Annotated in this window: 16 protein-coding genes; 5 read left to right on the top strand and 11 right to left on the bottom strand. The window is 68.4% G+C overall.

Annotated elements, in window-relative coordinates; genetic code table 11:
- Nucleotides 1–24 precede the first annotated feature (24 nt).
- Nucleotides 25–1,389, bottom strand: coding sequence for an MFS transporter (locus ACX12F_RS06420; protein ID WP_459370263.1), 1,365 nt, complete (start codon nt 1,387–1,389; stop codon nt 25–27).
- Nucleotides 1,390–1,620: 231 nt separating this feature from the next.
- Between ACX12F_RS06420 and ACX12F_RS06415 the strand changes: the two genes are divergently transcribed.
- Entirely contained in the window at nt 1,621–2,034 is a 414-nt protein-coding gene (locus tag ACX12F_RS06415) for a PaaI family thioesterase (protein WP_459368786.1), read from the top strand.
- A gap of 91 nt (nt 2,035–2,125) precedes the next feature.
- Here the strand turns inward: ACX12F_RS06415 and ACX12F_RS06410 are convergent, their stop codons facing one another.
- From ACX12F_RS06410 to ACX12F_RS06385, 6 genes are all read right to left on the bottom strand, one after another.
- Nucleotides 2,126–4,018, bottom strand: coding sequence for an ArnT family glycosyltransferase (locus ACX12F_RS06410; protein WP_459368785.1), 1,893 nt, complete (start codon nt 4,016–4,018; stop codon nt 2,126–2,128).
- 34 nt (nt 4,019–4,052) lie between these two features.
- Entirely contained in the window at nt 4,053–5,285 is a 1,233-nt protein-coding gene (locus tag ACX12F_RS06405; protein WP_459370262.1) for a bifunctional glycosyltransferase family 2/GtrA family protein, read from the bottom strand.
- Nucleotides 5,286–5,365: 80 nt separating this feature from the next.
- Nucleotides 5,366–7,294 carry an ArnT family glycosyltransferase gene (locus tag ACX12F_RS06400; RefSeq protein ID WP_459370261.1) on the bottom strand — a complete coding sequence of 643 codons (1,929 nt, stop codon included), beginning with the start codon at nt 7,292–7,294 and terminating at the stop codon, nt 5,366–5,368.
- A 14-nt stretch (nt 7,295–7,308) separates the two neighbouring features.
- Nucleotides 7,309–8,916, bottom strand: a complete 1,608-nt coding sequence (locus ACX12F_RS06395) for a sensor histidine kinase (protein ID WP_459368784.1) — start codon at nt 8,914–8,916, stop codon at nt 7,309–7,311.
- Nucleotides 8,894–9,598, bottom strand: coding sequence for a response regulator transcription factor (locus ACX12F_RS06390; RefSeq protein WP_459370260.1), 705 nt, complete (start codon nt 9,596–9,598; stop codon nt 8,894–8,896). Before ACX12F_RS06390 ends, ACX12F_RS06395 begins: the two co-directional genes overlap by 23 nt.
- 193 nt (nt 9,599–9,791) lie before the next feature.
- The gene (locus tag ACX12F_RS06385; RefSeq protein WP_459368783.1) at nt 9,792–10,037 is read right to left on the bottom strand and encodes a hypothetical protein; all 246 of its coding nucleotides are present in this window, start codon (nt 10,035–10,037) and stop codon (nt 9,792–9,794) included.
- 260 nt (nt 10,038–10,297) lie between these two features.
- On the opposite strand from ACX12F_RS06385, the gene ACX12F_RS06380 reads away from it, so the two are divergent.
- Genes ACX12F_RS06380 through ACX12F_RS06365 form a run of 4 tightly spaced genes read left to right on the top strand, consistent with a single transcriptional unit; the run spans nt 10,298 to nt 15,696 of the window.
- Entirely contained in the window at nt 10,298–11,272 is a 975-nt protein-coding gene (locus tag ACX12F_RS06380) for an oligopeptide ABC transporter permease OppB (protein WP_459368782.1), read from the top strand.
- On the top strand, nt 11,269–12,171 hold the full coding sequence (locus ACX12F_RS06375) for an oligopeptide ABC transporter permease OppC (RefSeq protein ID WP_459368781.1): 903 nt from the start codon (nt 11,269–11,271) through the stop codon (nt 12,169–12,171). The genes ACX12F_RS06380 and ACX12F_RS06375 overlap by 4 nt, the downstream gene beginning before the upstream one ends.
- Nucleotides 12,168–14,018 (top strand): oligopeptide ABC transporter ATP-binding protein OppD, encoded by a 1,851-nt coding sequence (locus ACX12F_RS06370; RefSeq protein ID WP_459368780.1) that lies wholly within the window; start codon nt 12,168–12,170, stop codon nt 14,016–14,018. The genes ACX12F_RS06375 and ACX12F_RS06370 overlap by 4 nt, the downstream gene beginning before the upstream one ends.
- Complete coding sequence (locus tag ACX12F_RS06365; protein WP_459368779.1) at nt 14,002–15,696, top strand: oligopeptide ABC transporter substrate-binding protein OppA; 1,695 nt, start codon at nt 14,002–14,004, stop codon at nt 15,694–15,696. The genes ACX12F_RS06370 and ACX12F_RS06365 overlap by 17 nt, the downstream gene beginning before the upstream one ends.
- Here ACX12F_RS06365 and ACX12F_RS06360 read toward each other — a convergent pair.
- The 4 genes from ACX12F_RS06360 to ACX12F_RS06345 are packed head-to-tail and all read right to left on the bottom strand — an operon-like array spanning nt 15,683 to nt 22,306.
- Entirely contained in the window at nt 15,683–16,939 is a 1,257-nt protein-coding gene (locus ACX12F_RS06360) for an alpha/beta fold hydrolase (RefSeq protein WP_459368778.1), read from the bottom strand. The genes ACX12F_RS06365 and ACX12F_RS06360 overlap by 14 nt on opposite strands.
- Before the next feature lie 57 nt (nt 16,940–16,996).
- Nucleotides 16,997–18,502 carry a GMC family oxidoreductase gene (locus ACX12F_RS06355; protein ID WP_459368777.1) on the bottom strand — a complete coding sequence of 502 codons (1,506 nt, stop codon included), beginning with the start codon at nt 18,500–18,502 and terminating at the stop codon, nt 16,997–16,999.
- 37 nt (nt 18,503–18,539) lie between these two features.
- Nucleotides 18,540–21,164 carry an AAA family ATPase gene (locus ACX12F_RS06350; protein WP_459368776.1) on the bottom strand — a complete coding sequence of 875 codons (2,625 nt, stop codon included), beginning with the start codon at nt 21,162–21,164 and terminating at the stop codon, nt 18,540–18,542.
- Nucleotides 21,161–22,306: a metallophosphoesterase family protein gene (locus ACX12F_RS06345; RefSeq protein WP_459368775.1), complete on the bottom strand. Its 1,146-nt coding sequence runs from the start codon at nt 22,304–22,306 to the stop codon at nt 21,161–21,163. The genes ACX12F_RS06350 and ACX12F_RS06345 overlap by 4 nt, the downstream gene beginning before the upstream one ends.
- Nucleotides 22,307–22,355: the final 49 nt, after the last annotated feature.

Raw genomic sequence — 22,355 nt, 5'->3', positions numbered from 1 at the left:
TGTCAACGTTTGCGATCTCCCAGATCAGCCGGAGCAACACTCCGTCGTGGCCAACGATTTCCCGGCTCCGCTGACGCGCGCTCCCGCGGACCGCGGCAGCTGCCACGACTCGACGATGGTCAGCGCCATCACGACTCCGAGCACCAGGAACGTCGCCGGGTACGACCCGATCCGGCTGAGCAAGAGCGCCCCCACCGCAACGCCGAGGCCCGCGGCAAGTTCCTGCACAGCGGCGTTGAGGGTGTTGGCGTGGGTGAGATCATCGCCGTCGACGTCCGAGAACGCCAGGTTGTTGTAGGCGGTGAAGCCAACCGACCGCAACGCACCGCTGACGTACAGGACCACCGCGATCACCGGTAACGGTAACGAGGGCCGCAGTGTCGCCAGCAACCCGAAGCAGGCCACCGACGCGACCCCGTTGACGAGCAGCACGGTACGAATCCCGAAGCGCCGCATCAGTGGAGTCGTTGCCGGCTTGATCGTGAGGTTGCCGATGAACAACGCCGCCACCATGGCACCGGCCACCAACGGGTTCCAGCCGAATTCCAGCTGGAATTGCAGGGTCAGCAGGAACGGCACCGCAACGATCACGAGCCGGTAGAGGGAGCCGGCGCTGACGGTGATCCGCAGGGTCCGCACGCGCAGCACCGGGAGGTCGACCAGAGGCGAATCGGTACGCAACAGATGCCACACCGCGGCGACCAGCAGCACGGTCGCCGCGGCACCGCAGCCACCGACGAGAGACCAGTCCGTGCCCGCCACCCGGATGTGCTCGAGCGCGACGAGCGCAGCGCCGATGCCGCCGCTCAGCGCCAGCATGCCCCGCCAGTCCAGTGGGCGGCCCGCCGCTACCGACCCGCCGCGAACCAGCCTGAGCGACAACAGCACACCGAGTACCCCGACGGGGATGTTGACAACGAAGATCCAGCGCCAGGACCCCACGGTCACGATCGCGCCGCCAAGCACCGGGGCCAGCACGGGTGCCGCCATCGCGGGCCAGGTCAGCACGGCGATGGCGCGCATCAGATGGGACTTGTGACTGTCCCGCAACACCGCGAGTCTGCCGACCGGCACCATCATGGCACCACCCACCCCCTGCACGATCCGCATCGCGACCAGCATCGGCAATGAGCCACTGAGCGCACAGCCGACCGAGGCCAGAGTGAACACCACGATGGCCGAAATGAACACTCGCCGAATCCCGTAGCGATCCGCCAGCCAGCCTGTGACCGGAATCAGAACCGCCACCGTGACCAGGTAGGCCGAAATCGCAGTATTCACATCGATGGGTTTCGCCCCCAGCGACGTGGCGACCAGGGGAATGGCCGGCGTGATGATGGTGCCGTCGAGGACTTCCATGAAGTAGGCGCCGGCCACCAACAATGCCAATGCCTTTGGGAACGGTGGACTTTGGTCAGGGGCCACGGCCGCAATGTAGCCCGTCAACCTGACAACTGTGCCGATCGTCCAGGTGCCTGAGCCGGTGGGTGGGTTCGGCGGTGCCCAGCTGCGGCGCCGCGAGACGAGAACGACTCGGCCACCCCACGCTTCCGGCCAGGTAGGCATCACTACCTGCCAGGTAATTGAATCGACTACGCGCCGCGCGCACACTTCGATGTCATGAGTCCGCACACCGGCGCCGAGGTCATGGCGCAGTTCATTCCGCAGTCACCGCTGGTCGCCAAACTCGGCATCGTCGCCGACGCGCTCGACGCCCCCGAGGTGCGGCTGCGGATGCCGTGGGACCCGTCCAACACCACACTCGCCGACATGGTGCACGGCGGCGCGATCGCAGCGCTGGCGGACGTCACCGTGATGGCTGCGGCGTGGTCGACCGAGCAGGCGCCGGAATCGCTTCGCGGCGTGACGATCTCGATGTCGGTTCAGTACCTGGCACCGGCCCGGTCGACCGACCTGATCGCCGTCGGACGCGTCCTGCACCGTGGAAAGTCGTTGATGCACTGCGAAGTCGAGATCACGACTCCCGACGACAACCCGGTGGCCAAGGCCGTCGGTACCTACAAGATCGGGTGAGCGCAGATGCCGGATTCAGGCGGACACAACGTCATGCCTCGGATCGCAGTCAGCATGTGGCTGCAATCCGAGGCGTAGACGCGTGCAGAACTCAGTGGGGTGCTTCGAGGTCGTACACCGTGGCGCCGCCGACATCGAGCTTGGCGAAATGCCCCGTCACCCATGCGGTGATCTCCGCGGCACTCCCCCGTTCGCGACCACCCGGCCCCGGACCGCGCTTGTGATCGCCGGCGATGAAGTAGTGAATCTGGCCGTCCTCGACATACTGGCGGAACTGCACCAGGGTCGGTGCGTTGTCACCCCCGGAGAAACCACCGATCGCCATCAACGACTTGCCGGTGCTCAATTCCAGATCTCCGGCCTGGAAGGAGCCGACCGTAGCGGCGGCCCACCGGCTGTTCGTGCCGCGGATCAGGTTCTCGAGTTCGGCGTTCGGCCCACTACGGCCGGGCCCGCCGGGCCCGCCGCCCGGCCACGAGTCACCGCCGGGGCGCGGCGGGCCGGACATCGACCCGGGACCACTGCTGTGACCTTGCGCCACGTTGTACACGGCGAATGAGGCCGATCCGGCCAGGCCGGCGACGATCGCGACGCCGGCGATGACGGCCACCAGCCGTCCGGAGCGCTGCCCCGCCACCACGATGGCCACCGCCGACAGGACCGCCACCACCGCGATGCACCAGCGCAGCGCGGGCATCCAGTGCGGGGTACGGGACAGCAGCGCGAATGCCCAGCCGGCCGAGACGACGAGCAGCGCCGCGAGCAGCAGACGGGCCGGCAGCGTGTCCCGGCGCTGCCACAGGTGCGCGACCGTCATGCCCGCCAGTGCGGCCACCGCCGGCGCCAAGGCGACGTTGTAGTACGGGTGCACCGTGCCGTCCATGAAACTGAACACCGCACCGGTCACCAAAAGCCAACCGCCCCACAGCAGCACACCAGCGCGCCCGAGGTCGGTGCGCGGAGCGCTGACACTCGCCCACAGCAGCAGCACCAGGCCGATCAACGCCACGGGCAGCAACCACGACACCTCGACGCCCATCGACGGGCCGAACAGTCGGGTGATGCCGGCGTGCCCGCCGAAGAACAGACTGTCCCGCATTCCACCGCCGGGGCCGCCGCTGGGACGGTCACCGCCGGTGATCCGCTCGATGCCGTTGTAGCCCAAGGCCAGCTGCAGCAGGCTGTTGTCGGTGGACCCGGCAATGTACGGACGGGCGTCGGCGGGCCAGAGGCTGACCAGCGCCAAGTACCAGCCCGCCGAAACCACGAGGGCCGCAGCCGCCATCAGCAGCGCCCTGACCCGGCGCCAGAGCCCGAACGGCGCAGCGATCAGGAACGCCAGGGCCAGTCCCGGTACCGGCAGGAACGCTTGCAGCATCTTGGTCAAGAAGGCGAAGCCGACGATGGCTCCCGTCAGCGCCATCCACCGGGCCGACGTGGCGAACGCTGTGGACTGGATGGCCCGCACCGTGCAATAGGCCGCCGCGATCAGCAGCAGCACGAGCAGTGCGTCGGGGTTGTTGAACCGGAACATCAGGGCCGCAACGGGAGTCACGGCCAGCACCAGGCCGGCCAGCAGTCCGGCGGCTGCGCCGCTGGTGCGCCGGACCGTCGCGTAGAGCATGCCGACCGCGGCCACGCCCATGAGGGCCTGCGGCAGCAGCATGCTGAACGCACTGAATCCGAATACCCGGCCCGACAGGCCCATCAGCCACAGCGCGGCCGGAGGCTTGTCGACCGTGATGGCGTTGCCCGCGTCAAAAGACCCGAACAGCAGCGCTTCCCAGTTCTGGGTTCCGGCCTGCGCCGCGGCGGCGTAGTAGGAGTTGGCCCAACCCGACGAGCCGAGCGCCCACAGGTACAGCACCGCAGTCCCGGCCAGCAGCGTCAACAGCGCGGATCGTTCCCATACCGGGCGAGTCCAGATTGCCGTGCCGCGGCGGGGTTTCGGCAAATGAGCGACAGGCGGCGCAGTGGCGATCACGAGCGGGTCTCCTCGGAGGAAGTTGTGGTGCAGGTCAATTCGTGCGCTTGGGGTGGAACACCCAGCCACGCAGCAACACGAATCGCACCGCGGTCGCGAGCAGGTTGGCGGCCACGAGCACGCTCAGCTCGACGAGGTGATGGGCATGGGGCACGAACACGTGGAGTCCCGCGAGCGCGCCACTGGTGATCGCCAACGCGATGCCGAAGACGATCAGCCCTTCGAACTGGTGCCGTGTCGCACTGACGGCACCGCCGCCGCGGACGCCGAAGGTGAAGCGGCGGTTGGCCGCGGTGTTGACGACCGCGGTGATCAGCAGGGCGACCAGGTTGGCCGTCTGCGCACCGAGCGGCGCGTGCATCATCATGAACAGCATCAGGTAGGCCAGGGTGGATGCGACGCCGATGCTGCCGAACCGGACGACCTGACGCAGCAGCGACCGGGGCGCTCCGGACCTGGGCGACGAACCCAGCTGGGCGGCGATGGTGTGCACCGGGATGGAGCCGTTGGCGAAGCCGCGCAGCAGGCGACCGACGCCTTTGAGGTCGGCGGTGGCGGTGGCGATGATGTCGACCCGGCTGTCGGGGTCGTCGACCCAGTCCACCGGGACCTCGTGGATGCGCAGCCCGGTGCGCTCGGCCAGCACCAGCAGTTCGGTGTCGAAGAACCAGCCGGTGTCCTCGACGAGCGGGAGCAGGGCCTGCGCCACATCGGCCCGGATGGCCTTGAAGCCGCACTGGGCGTCGGAGAACTTGGCGGCGAGCGCGCCGCGCAGGATCAGGTTGTAGCAGCGCGAGATGAACTCCCGCTTGGGTCCGCGCACGACCCGGGAGCTCCGGGACAGCCGGGTGCCGATCGCCAGGTCCGAGTGGCCGGAGATCAACGGCGCCACCAGCGGGCCGAGAGCGGCCAGGTCGGTGGACAGGTCGACGTCCATGTAGACCAGCACCGGTGACGGAGAGTGCGACCACACCTCGTGCAGTGCCCGGCCCCGGCCCTTGAGCTCGAGGCGCACGACGCGGACGTTGTCGAATTCGGCGGCCAGTTCGGCCGCGACCTGCGGGGTGTCGTCGATGCTGGCGTTGTCGGCGATGGTGATCTGCACCGGGTACGGGAAGTGCTCTTCCAGGTGTCGGTGCAGACGGCGGATCGCGCCGGGCAGGGCAACCTGCTCGTTGTAGACGGGGACCACCACGTCCAGGACCGGAACACCGGCCGCCTGAGCAGCAACCGCCGCGTTCTGGCGGGTGGTGAAGCGGCGCTCCATGTCGCTCTCGAGCACGTTTGTCATGTCACCAATATTTGGGCCACAGCTTTAGCCCGCCATGGGGTGAAGCTATGCGCAAGCTATGTGTTTTGCGCGGCGAGTTGACGCGGGTGTGCCAGGTCATAGACGACGGTGCCCTCGACCGTGGTGGCCGTGAAATGCGAGCTCACCCAGGTGGCGATCTGCTGGGATTCCTGGGTGCCGGCGTCCTGGCCGCTGTTGCCCTGTCTCGGGTGACCCCAGCCCATCTTGACGTCGCCGTCGATGAAGTAATGAATCTGGCCGGTGGCGACGTACTGCTGGAACTGCGCGAGGGTCGGCGCCGGATCGGTGCCGTTGAAGCCGCCCACGGCCATCACCGGGGCCCGCGCGGCCAGTTGGTAGCCCGCGGCGTTGTTGGAGCCGACGACGGCGGCCGCCCACCGATACTTCGCGGCGTCGGTGCCCAGCAGTGTGGTCAGGGCTGCCCCGGGTACCGGCGAATCGAGGAGGCCGCCGCCCGGCTTGAGTCCTTGCGGCGGTGCGCCCAGCGCCTGGCCGGGCCGGCCCGCCGGCCCCCGGCGCGCACCATGTCCGGACGGCGGACCCCATCCACCGTGCGCGTCGGCCGGTCCCACCGACGGCATCGCGCCGGTGTGTGAGACGCCGGCAGTGGCAACCGAATACACCGCCGGCGCAGCCAGGCAGGCCGCCACCGCCACTGCGGCGGCGAGCCGAGCCGGGCGGAATCGCGGCGGCACCAGTAACAGCGCCACAGCGACGGCACCGATGGTCGGCACCACCACCCGCAGCCAGTTCAGGCTGCCGCCGCGGCTCAGCAGGATCTCGACCACCGCCACGGTGACGACCACTGCGCCCGCCATGGCGAGCCGTGCCGGGATCGCCGTACGGTTGTGCCACATCAGCACCGAGCCGATGCCGAGGCACGCGCCGATGGCCGGCGCCAGCGCAACGGTGTAGTACGGGTGCACGATGCCGTTGGCGAAGCTGAACACGGCCGCGGTGAAAACCAGCCACCCACCCCAGATGATCAGGGCCGCCCGCGTCGTATCGGTGCGCGGCGCCCGGCGGGTCAGCCACAGCCCCGCCACCAGACAGATCAGGGCCGCAGGCACCAGCCATCCCGCGTAGGTTCCCATGCTCGGGCCCAGGAGCCGGTCCCAGCCGGCGTCGAAATTCGGATTGCCGAGGCCGCCGGGCTCGTTGCCGCTCAACCGGCCCACGCCGTTGTAACCCAGAGCCAGTTCGATGATCGAATCGTGTTGCGATCCACCGATATACGGCCGCGCCGAAGATGGCCACAGTTCGACAAGCAACAGGTACCAACCGCCCGAGATGACCATTGCCGCCGCGGCGCCGAGCAAGCGCCACCACCGCGCACGCAGCCGCGACGGCCCGGCCACCAGGTACGCCGCGGCGAACGCCGGCAGCACCAGGAACGCCTGCAGCATCTTGGCCAGGAACGCGAACCCGGCAGCCACGCCCGCGGCGAGCAACCAGCCACGGCCGGCGTCTTCCTCACAGGCGCGTTGCACGCAGTAGGCGCTGATCACCAGCAGCAGGACCAGCAGCGCATCGGGATTGTTGAACCGGAACATCAAGGTGGCAACCGGCGTCAGGGCGAACACCGCCCCGGCCAGCAGCGCGGCGGCCGGTCCGGCAGCGCGACGGACCGCGGCGTAGAGCACCGCCACCGCGGCCACTCCCATCAAGGCCTGCGGCACCAGGATGCTCCACGAGCTGAGCCCGAAAAGCCGCACCGACAGGTCCATCACCCACAGCGCGCCTGGGGTCTTGTCGACGGTGATGGCATTGCCGGAGTCGCTGGCACCGAACAACATCGCGGTCCAGTCGCTGGCACCGGCCTGTGCCGCCGCTGAATAGAAGCTGTTGGCCCAACCACTCACCGACAGGTTCCACAGGTACAACACAGCCGTCGCCGCCAGCAGGACGCCGAGCTGGAGCCACTCCCCGACGGGACGGCGCAATACGGAGGTCACCAGTCTTATTGTGCGCGTGCTGGTTAGGCGGACGTGGAGGCGACGCTATGCGGTGGCTGTGAGACCGAACCCGCCGCAACCGCAGGCAACCGCACCGTGAATACGGTCGCACCGGGTCGGCTGTCGACGCTGATGGTGCCGCCGTGCGCCTTCACCACGGCGACGACGATAGCCAGCCCCAGCCCGGTGCTACCGGCCTGCCGGGACCGCGACGAGTCACCGCGGGCGAACCGCTCGAACACCTCGGGCTGCAACGCTTTTGGAATACCCGGGCCGTCGTCGGCGACGCTGATCACCGTCGCGTCCGGATCCGCCGACAGCGCGATGGTCACCGATGTTCCCGCCGGCGTGTGCGTACGGGCATTCGCCAACAGGTTCACCAGCACCTGGTGCAGCCGGGCCGGATCACCCTCGATGATGACGGGTTCGTCGGGCAGATCCAGCGACCAGTCGTGATCGGGACCGGCGACGTGGGCATCACTGACGGCATCGACGACCACTTGCGACAGGTCGACGCTCTCCATCTCCAGCGGCCGGCCCGCATCCAGTCGCGCCAGCAGGAGCATGTCCTCGACGAGCCGGGTCATGCGCGCAGTCTCGGATTCGACGCGGTTCATCGCGTGGGCGACGTCGGCGGGCAGCTCGTCGCTCTTGCGTTGCGCCAGCTCGGTATAGCCGCGGATCGCGGCAAGCGGTGTGCGGAGTTCGTGACTGGCGTCGGCCACGAACTGGCGCACTCGCGTCTCACTGGCATGACGGGCCGCGAGGGCGGCGGCGATCCGGTCCAGCATGCGGTTCAGCGCCGAACCCAGTTGGCCCACTTCGGTGTGCGCGGCAACCGGGTCGACGTGCACGATCTCCGTCGGCAGCTGCACCTCTCCCCGGTCCAGTTCCCGGTCTGCCACGTCGCGCGCGGCGGCGGAAACCCTTGACAGCGGGGCGAGCTGGCGCCGGATGATCCAGACGCCGACCGTCGTCGCGCCGATCAGTGCCAGCGCCCCCACCGCACAGAACATGCCGAGCACCCACAGCAGCGTGTTGTCGACGTGTCTGGTGGGCAGCCCGGTCACGATGGTCTGCGGCCCGCCGTGCCGAGGATGCAGGCCGATGACGCGGTAGCGGCCCAGCCCGTCGATCTCCATGGTCCGGATCTTGCGGTCCGGCGGCACCTGCGCCAATTGTGCTGTGGCCGTGGTACTCAACGACGCGCGACTGCCCTCGGAGGTGATGACGCCGGCGTCGACCTGGCCGCGCAACACCACCGCCCCGAGGGTGCCGACGGCCTGCCCGGGCGCATTGAGGAAACCCGGGCCGGGGCCGGCCTCGGGGTCGAAGCGCATGCGGAAATGCGGATCCATGGACGGCCGCGGCACCCCACCGGTCAGGGGCGGCGCCATGGGCGGTGGCGGCAGCTCGAAGATGGCGGCCGAGCGCCGGCCCGCCTCCAGCACCTGGTCGTTCAGCTGGTGCAACAGAAAACGTTGCAGCGCAAACTCGGTCGCCGCACCGACGCTGATGATGACCAGTGCCAGCAGCAGTACCTGGGTGACCAGCAAGCGGACCCGCAGCGACCAGCTCCGCGGCTGCCAGATCCGCGTGCCGGACGCCTCAGCGGGCAGGTCGGAGGACATATCCGGCGCCACGCAGGGTATGGATCATGGGCTCGCGTCCACTGTCGATCTTCTTGCGCAGGTAGGACACATACAGCTCAACAATGTTGGAGCGGCCGCCGAAGTCGTAGCTCCACACCCGGTCGAGAATCTGGGCCTTGCTCAGCACCCGCTTGGAGTTGCGCATCATGTAGCGCAACAGTTCGAACTCGGTGGCGGTCAACGTGACCTGCTCGCCGCCGCGCGTCACCTCGTGACTGTCCTCGTCGAGCACCAGGTCGCCGACGACGATCTGCGCGCCGCCGGCCTCGTTGGCCACCCCTGTGCGTCGCAGCAGCGCGCGCAGTCGCAGCACCACTTCCTCGATGCTGAACGGCTTGGTGACGTAGTCGTCGCCGCCCGCGGTCAAGCCGGCAATGCGGTCCTCGACCGAATCCTTCGCGGTCAGCAGCAGCAGCGGCAGCCCCGGAATCTGCTCACGCAGCTTGCGCAGCACGTCGAGCCCGCTCATGTCGGGCAGCATCACGTCCAGCACAACCACGTCGGGCGGGTTGTCTTTGGCCAGCGCGATCGCGGTCGCACCATCGCCGGCGGTGGCGATATCCCAGCCCTCGTAGCGCAAGGCCATGGAAACGAGCTCGGCCAGGACCGGCTCGTCGTCGACGACCAGGACGTTGATCGGCTTCCCGTCGGCCCGGTGCATCACGACACGCGGGGTTTCACTGTCACGGGCGGGACTGCTGGGACCACTCACAGCTCTATTATTCGCACTGGTGTAGGGCGCGACTGTGACAACTCTATGTGCCAGCTATGAATCCCGATCCCGCCGAAACGGTATTCCAGCAGGCTGCTACTCGAACTTCCCCTGCTGGAATGCCGTTTCGGCGGCAGAGCGGCTAGCCCTGCGGGTTGGTGTTCGGGGCCTGACCCGCGAACAGCGGCGCCTTGCCGGTGATCGAGGGCGCCGCAAAAGTGACGGGCACGGTCGTGCTCGTCGTGATCAGCGTGCTGTCGGCACTCGTCGACTGAGACGGGGCGGCCAACACGCCCACACATACCGCTGCCGCACCCATCGCGGCGCTTCCGCCGATGATGCCGATCGCCCATTTCATGGTGATGCCGGAAGTCTCTGCTCGACTCATGGGTTCCCTCCCGTGTACTTGGGACCACTGCGCTGCGCCGCGCCCTCGGGGCGCGCGGCCGGTCATATATTCCAAGTCAAGCGCGCCAATCTGACAGAGCGCTGGACTGGTTCTGCCAGTTCGCCAACGCCGCCATCGCCCATCTGAGAGGCCGCTGGACTGCTTCTCTCGGTTGTCAACGCCGCCACCAAGCCGGTAATTCCGCCCCGGGCCGCCGTCATCTCTTAACCTGTGCGCATGCGGTTTTCGGTGAGCGGCCCATGACGCGGTTCCTGATCCGCCGATTGTTCAACTACGCGATCCTGTTGACGCTGGCGACATTTCTCACTTTCGCGCTCACGTCGGTGACCTTCCACCCGCTGGACAACCTGCTGCAGCGCAACCCCCGCCCGCCGCAGTCCGTGATCGACGCCAAAGCACACGACCTCGGCCTCGACAAGGCGCTGCTGCCACGCTACGCCAACTGGGTATCCGGGGCCGCACATGGCGACTTCGGGAAAACCGTTACCGGGCAGCCTGTTTCAGAAGAGTTGGGACGGCGGGTGTGGACCAGCCTGCGACTGGTGGCCATCGGATCGATCCTGGGCAGCATCATCGGCGTGATCATCGGGGCCTGGGGCGCGGTCCGGCAGTACCGGCTCTCCGACCGGACCATCACCGTGCTGGCCCTGCTGATTCTCAGCGCTCCGACATTCGTCATCGCCAACCTGCTGATCCTCGCCGCGCTCGGCGTGAACGAGGTGCTGGGATTCCAACTGTTCCAGTACACGGGCGAGACCTCGCCGTACGCGGCAGGCGGCTGGCCCGGTTTCGTCGACCGGCTCCAGCACCTGGTGCTGCCCACGACGACGTTGGCGCTGGCCGCCATCGCGGGATACAGCCGCTATCAGCGCAACGCGATGCTCGACGTACTCGGCCAGGACTTCATCCGTACCGCACGCGCCAAGGGCCTGACGCGACGCCAGGCGCTCTTCAAACACGGCCTGCGCACCGCGCTGATCCCGATGGCCACGCTATTCGCCTATGGGGTCGCCGGGCTGGTCACCGGCGCGGTGTTCGTCGAGAAGATTTTCGGCTGGCACGGCATGGGTGAATGGATGGTGCAGGGCATCCAAGGTCAGGACGCCAACATCGTCGCCGCGTTCACATTGTTCTCCGGGACCACGATCCTCATCGGCGGCCTGCTGTCCGACATCGTCTACGCCGCCCTCGACCCCCGGGTACGGGTCTCATGAGCGTCCAGTTCGGGCTGCCCCGCGCCCGGTTCGCATCGCGCCGCACGCTGGTGACGCGGCGGTTCGTCCGCAATCGTCCCGCGGTGCTGTCCCTCGTGCTGCTCGTGACATTGTTCGTCGGCTGCTACGCGCTGCCGCCGCTGCTCCCCTACTCGTACACCGACATGGACTTCGACGCGCTGCTGCAACCACCGGACGGCCGGCACCTGTTCGGCACCAACGCCCTCGGGCAGGACGTCTTCGCACAGACGTTGAGGGGCATGCAGAAGTCGATGCTGATCGGGGTCTGCGTGGCGGTGATCTCGACAGTCATCGCCGCAACGGTCGGCTCGGTCGCGGGTTACTTCGGTGGCTGGCGGGACCGGGCCCTGATGTGGATCGTGGACCTGCTGCTGGTAATCCCCGGGTTCATCCTCATCGCGATCGTCACACCCCGCATCCGGCATCAGAGCACGGTCCTGTGGCTGGTGATCCTGCTGGCGGCGTTCTCCTGGATGATCAGCTCACGCATGGTGCGTGGCCTGACCATGAGCCTGCGCGAACGCGAGTTCGTCACGGCCGCACGGTATATGGGTGTCAGCCACGCCAGAATCATCGCGCGACACATCGTGCCGAATGTGGCCTCGATCCTCATCATCGACACGACGCTCAACGTGGGCATGGCGATCCTCGCCGAAACCGGTTTGAGTTTCCTGGGTTTCGGGATCCAGCCGCCCGACGTATCCCTGGGCACGTTGATCGCCGACGGCACCCCGTCGGTCACCACATTTCCCTGGGTCTTCCTGTTCCCGGCCGGGGTCCTGGTGGTGATCGTCCTGTGCGCCAACCTGGTCGGTGACGGCCTGCGCGACGCGCTCGATCCCTCGGCGCGGCCCCGGCGGCGGGCGGTGAAGCGATGAGCGCGCAACTGCTCGAGGTCCGTGACCTCACCGTCAGCTTCCAGACCTCGGACGAGGACGTCTCGGCGGTGCGGGGCATGAACTTTCACATCGGCCCCGGCGAGGTGCTGGCGTTGGTCGGCGAGTCCGGTGCGGGTAAATCGGCCACCGCCATGGCGGTGGTGGGCCTGCTACCCGAGCATGCTCAGGTGACCGGCTCGGTGACACTGCAGGGCAAGCAGCTCATCGGGCTCGACGACGCCGCGATGTCCGAAGTGCGCGGCCGCGTGATCGGCACGGTATTCCAGGACCCGATGTCGGCACTCACCCCGGTGTACACCGTCGGCGACCAGATAGCCGAAGCCCTTCGCGTGCACGACCGTTCAGTGGCGCGGCATACTGCGCGCAAGCGGGCGGTCGAACTGCTGGAGCTGGTCGGCATCAAACAGCCCGAGGCCCGCGCCAAGGCATTCCCGCACGAGTTGTCCGGCGGCGAGCGGCAGCGCGTCGTCATCGCCACCGCGATCGCCAATGACCCCGACCTCATCATCTGCGACGAACCCACCACGGCACTCGACGTCACGGTGCAGGCGCAGATCCTCGACGTGCTGCGCACCGCCCGCGACGTGACGGGCGCCGGGGTGCTGATGATCACCCACGATCTGGGGGTGGTCGCCGAATTCGCCGACCGCGCCATGGTGATGTACGCCGGCCGGGCGGTGGAGACCGCGCCGGTGGCGAACCTGTACCGCGACCGGGTGATGCCCTACACCGTCGGCCTACTGGGATCGGTGCCGCGGCTCGATGCCCCACAGGGCTCGCGGTTGGTGCCGATTCCCGGTTCACCGCCGTCGATGGCCGGCCTCGCGCCGGGCTGCCCGTTCGCGCCGCGCTGCCCGCTGGCGGACGACGACTGCCGGGCGGCCGAGCCGGCGCTGCTCGAGGTCGAGCCCGGGCATGCCGCCGCGTGCATCCACACCGACCAGGTGACGGGCCGCAGCGCGGCCGAAATCTACGGGGTGGCAACCGAACCCGAGGTGGTGGCGGATGACGACGCCGACCGGCCCGTGGTGCTCACGGTCAGCGACCTGGTCAAGACCTTCAAACTCAGTGGCGGAATGTTGCGGCGCAAGGTCGGTGAGCTGCGGGCGGTCGACGGCGTCAGCCTGCAGCTGCAGCAGGGCCGGACCCTTGGCATCGTCGGCGAGTCCGGCTCCGGCAAGACCACCACGCTGCATCAGATTCTGAACCTGACGGCGCCGCAATCGGGTTCGATCACGGTGCTCGGTCATGACGTGGCCGGCCTGAACCGCGAGACGCGGCGGGAGCTGCGCGGCGACCTTCAGGTGGTGTTCCAGGACCCGGTGGCCGCTCTCGACCCCCGGCTGCCGGTGTTCGATGTCCTGGCCGAACCGTTGCGGGTCGGCGGGTTCGACAAGAATCGCATCGAGGACCGCGTCAGCGAGCTGCTCGGCATCGTCGGCCTGCGGAACGAGGACGCCGCGCGCTATCCCGCCGAGTTCTCCGGTGGGCAGAAACAGCGCATCGGCATCGCCCGCGCGCTGGCCCGTCAGCCCAAGATTCTGGCGCTCGACGAACCGGTGTCGGCACTGGACGTCTCGATCCAGGCCGGCATCATCAACCTGCTACTTGACCTGCAGCAGCGCTTCGACCTGTCGTATCTGTTTGTCTCGCACGATCTTTCCGTGGTCCGGCATATGGCCCATACCGTGGCGGTGATGTACAAGGGCGCTGTCGTCGAACAGGGCGACGCCGCACAGGTTTTCAGTGATCCCCAGGACCCCTACACCCAGCGGCTGCTGGGTGCCGTGCCGCAGCCGGGAGGTGAAGATGGATTCTCGTCGTAGCCGACTGCTGACGGTCCTGGTGGCCGCGATGGCTACTGTCGCGCTGGTCATCACCATCGGCGGCTGCTCGAGTCAGTACCGCGGATCCAGCGCCGGCGCACCGAAACTCGGTGCGGCCAACGACCTCAACCCGCGAGATCCGTCGACCCTGATGCAGGGCGGCAATCTGCGGCTGGCGCTCACCGCGTTTCCGGACAACTTCAACACGCTGAGCATCGATGGCGGTACCGCCGACACCGCCTCGATCCTGAGGCCGACCCTGCCACGGGCCTTCATCGTCGGCCCCGACGGTTCGACGACCGTGAACCACGACTACTTCACGGACATCCAGCTCACCAGCACCGACCCTCAGGTGGTCACCTACACGATCAACCCCAAGGCGGTGTGGAGCGACGGCACCCCGATCACCTGGCAGGACATCGCTTCACAGATCGCCGCGACGCGGGGCAAGGACCCGGCTTATCAGATCGCCAGCCCCAATGGCAGTGAACGCATCGCATCGGTGACCCGCGGCGTCGATGACCGGCAGGCGGTCATGACCTTCACCAGCCACTACGCCGACTGGCGCGGCATGTTCGCCGGCAATGGCATGCTGCTGCCGAAGGTTTCCACGGCCGACCCCGAGGTGTTCAACAAAGGCCAACTGACCACGCCCGGCCCGTCGGCGGGACCGTTCGTCATCTCGAATGTCGACCGCGCTGCGCAGCGAATCACGTTGACCCGCAACCCCCGCTGGTGGGGCGCCCGGCCGCTGCTGGACAGCATCACGTTCCTCGTACTCGACGACGCCGCCCGGATCCCGGCGCTGCAGAACAACGCCATCGATGCCACCGGGCTGGGGTCGATCGATGACATGGTGCGTGCCCGACGCACCAAAGGTGTCGACATCCGCACCGCCCCAGGCCCCCTTTGGTCGCACCTGACCTTCAACGGCGCGCCCGGTTCGATTCTCGCCGACTCGGCGCTGCGCCACGCCATTGCGATGGGCATCGACCGGCAGACCATCGTCACGGTCCTGCAGCACGGCCTGGTGGACCACCCGGTGCCGTTGAACAGCCACATCTACGTCGCCGGCCAGCAGGGCTATCAAGACAACAGCGGCGGAGTGCCTTTCGACCCGAACGCCGCGCGGCGAGAGCTCGATACACTGGGCTGGACGCTGCCTGCCGGCCGCTCGGTGCGGGAGAAGGACGGCCGGCCGTTGAGCGTCCGGCTCGTCTTCTATGACGCCTCCGGAGGCCGGCAGATCGGGCAGATCGTCCAGAAGACCCTCGCCGAGATCGGCGTCCGGCTGGAGCTGGTGGTGTCCTCGGGCGCAGACCTGTTCAGCCAGTACATCATTCCCGGCAACTTCGACATCGCCGCGTTCGCCTGGCAGGGCGACGCCTTCCCGTTCGGCGGTCTGACCCAGATCTATGCCGCCGACGGCGAGAGCAACTTCGGCAAAGTCGGCAGCCCCGAAATCGACGCCAAGATCGAGCAGACTCTCGACGAGCTCGATCCCGTCAAAGCCCAGGCGCTGGCCAACCAGCTGGATCGCATGCTCTGGGCGGAAACGTTCAGCCTGCCGCTTGCGCAGTCTCCCGGAAACGTTGCGGTCCGAAGCACTTTGGCCAACTTCGGCCCGGCAGGTCTGGGCGACCTGAACTACATGACGATCGGGTTCACCAAGTCCTGAGCTGGCGGATGGCCCGCGGCAGCGCGGCCGGCACCAACGCCTCCGCGGCCGCGGCGGTCGTGATGCCCCGAACCATCAGACGGATCGCGAAATCCAGCGGTTCGTTGTCCAATTCTGTTGCCCGGTCCGGTAGCCCGGCGTGCTCGCCGGCAACCACCGCAGCGGCGATGGCCAGCGCCGACCCCTCCCGCATGTCGAGCACACTGTGCCCCGCGGACGGCAGTTCCAGCAGTACCGCGTCCGGAATCAGCGCCGCGACCCGTCGCGCGACCGCCGGCGGCGTGATCAGGTCACGGCCGCCGGAGATCACCACGGTGGGCCAGTCGAATCCCGGCATCGCCGACACCAGATCGAACGGCTCCGCGACGAAATCGGCGTCGCCGGTGGCAGATTCGCGATATGCCAGTGCCGGGTCGATCGGCAGACCGTCAGGTTCGGGGGCGTAGTTGAGCTCCTGGTAACCGATGTGCTCGACGAGATCGGGTTCGTGCCGATACGGCGTCTTGCTATCGAACAGCAGCTTGGTGCTGTGCCCGATGGCGTGCCACAACAATCCCCGTCCGGTGAGCAGCAACTCGAGCTGCTGCTCGAGCACCTCCGGACCGACCAGGCCGTACAGCCCGGTCGCCAATTGCACCACCCAGGGCGTCAGTTTCCCGTCCGCGGCCAGGTCCCGGACCCGCCTCGCCAGGCCCTCGGTCGACGGCGCGGTGCCCTCCCATAACGCGGCCCGGGTGGCTTCCCGCACCGCCTCGATGTCATCAGCGCAGAGCAGCGGTGAGTCCAGCACCATCGCGTGCACCCTCTCGGGATGACGGACACCGACACCCGCCGCCAGGTAGCTGCCATAGGACGTGCCGTAGACCACCGCCGACCGGGCGCCGGCGTCCTCCACCACCGCCGCGATGTCGTCGACGGCGGCCTCGATGGTCAGCGCCGCAGTGGGCAGATCGGCGCCGGCGTCGTCGTGCCGGGACATCCCGATGCCGCGGTGCTCGACCATGATGACGTCCAGGCCCGCAGCCGTCGCCCGGCGGCGCAGATTGTGGTAGTGCCCGATCGAGGCCGCGCCCGGCCCGCCGGGGATGATCACCAGCGGACGGTCGCTGGGCGGGCCCGTCCGCACGTAGAACAGATCGAATTCCTCTGCGCCGCTTGGCCGGACCGGTCGGCGCACCGACGTCACCCCGGGCAGTGTCGCGAGCTTGTCGTGCGCCCGGCGGCGTTTGGCGTTCATGGTCATCGAGACTCATTGTGCCGTGCGCAGCTTCGGCATCACTGAGAGTCCGGAAGCGACTCCTCAGGCAGTGATGAGGTCGGCGGCTTTCTCCCCGATCAGGACGCTCGGGGCGTGCGTGTGGCCGCGGATGATCGTCGGCATCACCGAGGCGTCGGCCACCCGCAGCCCGTCGACGCCACGTACCCGCAGCTGCGGGTCGACCACGCTGGCCTCGTCGGTGCCCATCCGGCACGTCGTGGTCGGGTGATAGAGCGTGTGTGACGTGGAGGCCAGGGCCAGCTCCAGCGTCATGTCGTCGAGCTCACGTGCGCCGACCGGCCGGGCGATGTCGCCGAGCAGGCCTTTCAGCGCCGGCGCCTGGGTCATGTCCGCCAGCATCCGCAAGCCCGCCAACAACGCCGTGCGGTCGGCACCCTCGGGGTCGGACAGGTAGCGCGGGTCGATGACCGGCTTGGCCAGCGGATCAGCCGACGCCAGGCGGATGGTGCCGGTGCTCTTGGGCTTGACCAGAATGGGTCCCATCGCCACCGCATCGCGCGGGTACGCCTCGCCGATGCCTTCGTCGAAGAACGGCGCGGGCGCGAAGATCAGCTCGATGTCGGGCTGAGCGAGATCGGGGTTGCTGCGCACGAACCCGTATGCCTCACCGACGTTCGACGTCAGCATGCCGCGGCGACGGCTGAGGTAGTTGAGCAGTTGCACCGGCTTTTCGGCGCTGACCAGGGTCTCGCAGTTGGCGTCGAATCCGAGCAGCACCACCAGGTGATCCAGCAGATTCGACCCGACGCCAGGCGCATCGTGGACGACGTCGATGCCGTGCTCGGCCAAATGCTCGCGTGGACCGATGCCGGACAGCATCAGCAGCTGCGGGCTGTTGATCGCACCGCCGGACAGGATCACCTCGCGGCGCGCCCGGACGATCTGGCGACGGCCGTCCGCCTCGTACTCGACGCCGACCGCCCGGCCGTCCTCGATCAGTACCCGCGTCGCGGCGGCGCCGGTGCGCAGGTGCAGGTTGGACCGCCGCAGTGCCGGCCGCAGGTACGCGTCGGCGGTGCTCCACCGGGCGCCGCGGCGCTGGCAGACCGTGGTCTCGACGAATCCCTCGTGGCCGCACTGCTGCGCGGCCTCCAGCCACGCGGCGGTGATGCCGCGCGGGCTACGCTGTGGGCTGAGCATCAATGGCCCGGCCTCGATCCGGTCGAAATACTTCTCCACGGCCGCGTACGACCATTCTTCTCCGGCGAGCTCGCCCCACTCGTCGTAATCGGAGGGCATACCGCGGACCCACATCATGGCGTTCATCGACGACGAACCGCCGAGGGTCTTGCCGCGCGGCCAGAAAATCTTCCGGTCGGCGAGCTGGGGCTGCGGCTCGGTCGAGTAGTTCCAGTCGAATTCACCGCAGAACAGCTTCGCGAAAGCCGCCGGGATGCGGATGAACTGATTCTTGTCGGCGGCCCCCGCCTCGAGCACCACCACCTGCGAGGCGCCGTCGGCGCTCAGACGATCAGCCAGCACCGCACCGGCCGAGCCGGTCCCTACGACGACGAAATCAGCGATCACGGCCGCAGTCTGTCACGAAAAGGGCCCCGTCACGGGCCTAAGCGGTGAGCTCGATTCGCGTGGCGTCCTCGACACTGGCGTAACGCTCTGGGCTGCAGGTCAACACGATGACCTGGCCGTCACCGCCGACCGCGTCGAACACCTCACCCATCCGCGCCAACCGGCCCGCATCGGTGAACCCCAGTGCATCGTCGATGATCACCGGGACGGTGTCCTCTTTGGCCACCAGCGCCGCCCCGGCGAGCCGGGCCACGATCCCGAGCTGTTCCTTGGCCCCACCGGACAGGCTTTCGTACGGCACCGTGGTGCCGGCGACGGTGCGGCTGCAGATCCGCAGATCACTGTCGACCTCGACGGTGAAGCTGTCGCCGAACACGATGCGCCCCAGCCGTTCCACCTCGGTGCGGAACGGCGCCACGTACCGCTGCCGGGCCTGGTCGCGGTGCCGGCCCATCACCGTGCGCAGCAGCTCAGCCGCCCGGGCGCGACGGCCCACCGCGGCATGCTCGGACTCCGCGTGCCGCAGCGCCACCTCGGCGACATCGAGTTGGCTCTGCCGCCCCTGGGTTCCGTACACCTTCAATTGTGCTGCGACGTCGCGCAATTGGTCATCGAGTTCGCGGCGCCGGGCACCGATCCGCGCCGAATCCGCAATGGCCGTTGCCAGTTCGGCATCGACGACGTCGGGTGTGGTGGCCGCCAGCGCGGTGGCCAGTTCCTGTTCGCGCGCCGTAGCGGCGGCAGCCTGCTCTCCCAGCGTCGCCACGCGCCGGCTCAACGTGGCGTCGTCTTCGACGTCGCGCTGCCGAGCCAGTCGCTCGGTGGCCTCGGCGAGCGCGGCCGTCGCCGCGGCCACCTTCTCGCGGGCGACTGTCGCCGCAGTCAGCGCGGCAGCCACGGCCGCCGTCGCCGCGGTCGCCGCATCCCGGCACTGCTCATAATCGGTTGCCGCACGACGTTGTTCGGCGTCGGCGGCCTCCAGCTCCGCCCGCACAGCCCCGACATCGATGGGACCGGTGTCGCCGAACTGCTCCTGCAGCGTCGCGAGCCGAGCCGCGAGCACCTCGACCGTATCGGCGCCCAGCAGCGTCTGCCGGGTGACGGTCAGCCGATCACGCTCGGCCTCCAGGTCGCGCCGGCGGGTGTCCAGCGCACGCGCGGCCTCGACATCGGCCACACCGTGCGGCTGTAGTGCAGCCGCCAGGGCACTGCGCGCGGCGTCGAGGACAGCGCTGGTATCCGCGGCTGGGGTGCCGGGCAGCACCCGTACGGTCAGCAGACCCGGGAGCTCCACGTCGGTCCGACCGCCCACGCTGGTGGCCCATTCCGTCCCGGCGGACAAGGTGACGTCCTGGTCTGCGACCCGCAGCTGCACGTCACCTTGAGCAACCAATTCGATTCGCGCCGAGGCGAGTTCAGCAGCTGCGGCAGCGCGATCCACAGCCGCGGCGGCCGTTTCGATGGCGCGCATGCCCGCCGTGGTCAGCGTGATCTTGGCCAGCTGCTCGGCCACCACCGCGAGCTCCTCGGCGGCGGTCCGCACCCGCTGCAGTTGGCCGGCCAGCCGATCGGCTTCGGCGCGCTGCGAAAGCTGGTCCACCACCCGCCGCGCCGCGTCCAGGCGCGCCCGACCGGCGTCCACCACGGACCGCGCCACTGCCACGGCGGTATCCGCGGTCTGCTGGAGCTGCGCCGCGGCCACCTGCTGCTGCCCGGCGTGCTCGGCCGCGGCGGTCAGGTCACCGATGCTGCCGGTCCGCTGCTCGACGTCGGCCTGCAGCCGCCGCCGCTCGTCCAGCGCACTCCGCGCTGCTGTCGCCGTGGCCACCGCAGCTTGCGCCTGCACCCGCGCCTGAGCGAGCTCGTCGCGGATTCGCGCCACGGCGCCGGCCGCCTCGCGGGCCGCGGCCAGCCGCACGTCAGCGGCCGTCAATTGTTCTGCGGCCGTGGTCAATTCAATGGTCAGCTCACCGTGTCGCCGAACCGCGTCGTCGACCTCGGCCACCGCTGCGGTGCGCGCGGCAACCTCGGCCTGTGCGGCTTTGAGGCCCTTGATGGCCTCGGCCCACACACCGGTGGGACGGCCCGTTTGGGTGAAGTACTTCAAGAACTCGACGTCGATCCGGTCGACCAGCAGCGGTTCGTTGCCTGACAGGGCACCCTCGAGCGCACCGGCCTGGCCGGCCGCGACATCGAGTGCCCGCGCCAGCGCATCGCAGCCGGCCAGATCGACCGGCACCGTGGCCGCGGACTGCAGGATGCGCTGGGCCCGCCAGAGTTCGGTGTCGACGGTCTCGTCGAGCATGGCCCGCACCCGGTCGTGCGCCTCGTCGCCCGTGAGCTGCTCGCGCCGCGGCGCCAGGACGGTCAGCCGCGTCTCGGCCTTCTTGTGGAACCGCTTGTAGTACTCGAACCGGTAGGGGCCGGTGGAGATTTCGGCGGTCACCTCGGCGCCCACATCGGCATGCGTCGGCTTGACCTGCTTGACCTCTTTCTTGGTCGAGCGGTCCTTGGACTCCAACAGCAGATCGAGTGCCTCGATCATGGAGGACTTACCGATCTCGTTGGCGCCGGCGACCACCACCACGCCGCGGTCGGGAAAATCGATCTCGCGGTGAGTGATTCCGCGGTAATTGGTCAGGATCAGGCGGTGCAGCTTCATGCCGCGGTGCCTCGATCCACCAGACGCAGCAACAGTGCGAGAGCCGCACGGGCGTCCTCTGCGTCGTCACCCGATGCACTTGCGGTGCCGACCAGTTCGTCGACCGCTGCCGCGGCGAACCCGCCGATGCCCAGGTCCGAGAATTCGCCGTCCGCCGGAACAACAACGAGGTCGGTATGCCGCTCCCAGGTGGTGAGTGCCGCGAACAAGCGCGCGTAACGATCCAGGCAGGCGTCGAGCACAGCCTTGTCGGAAATGGTCAGCGACCCCGTCAGTGCCAGCCGGACCACGGTGCGCTCCTTGTCCGGCAGGCCGTCGAGATTCAGGTCCAGGTCGGCGATATCACGATCCGTGTCGACGATGCGCCGCAGCGTGACGAACCGCCACTGCCCCACCCGCCGGGCCTCGACCGTCACGTTTTTAGCCTCAGCTGCGACATCCAGGTCCACCACCAGCACGTGGCCCGAATCTGCTTCGATGTCATCGTAATTCGTGACTTCCGGCGCACCGGAGTACCACACCCGTCCGGTGCTGCCCACCTCGGTGCGAGAGTGCTTGTCCCCCAACGCCACATAGTGCACAGCGCCACGGCGCACGGCGGCCTCGACGGCGTCCAGCCGGATCAGCGCCGGTTTGGTGGGATCAGGATCGAGGACGTCAACCCCGCCGTGGCCCACCACAATTCGGGTGACGCCGTCGGCCGGAAGGTCACCAACCACATCGCCCGTCAGGTCCGTGGTGGGCGCCTTGGAACGCCACGGCGCACCGACGATCTGCACCCCGGGCCGCAGCTCATGCACACCGTCGAGCACCGTGACGTTCGGCGGGCATTCGGCCAGGAACAAGGTGCTGGTGTACACCGACGACGGATCCAGCGGATCGTGATTGCCGGGCAACAGGAAGACCGGGACCTTGATGGCCCGCATGGCCTCGAGCGACAGGCTGACCTCACGCGGGTCAAGCTGGTTGTGCTCGAAGACGTCGCCCGCCACGACGACGAACTCGGCACCGACCTCAGCGCACAGAGCACCGAGGCGAGCCACCGCATCACGACGTGCGGCCGAGTAGCGCGGCTGCGCCTCACCGCCCAGGAAATGCCGGGTCATACCGAGCTGCCAGTCGGCGGTGTGGACGAAACGCATGGGGCGAGTGTAAATCCGGGCACCGACAACTCCGGGGATCTACGGTGGG

Source organism: Mycolicibacterium sp. HS_4_1, from assembly GCF_054515875.1.
Note: the sequence above shows the minus strand (reverse complement) of the source record. Positions and strands in the feature narration are given on the sequence as shown.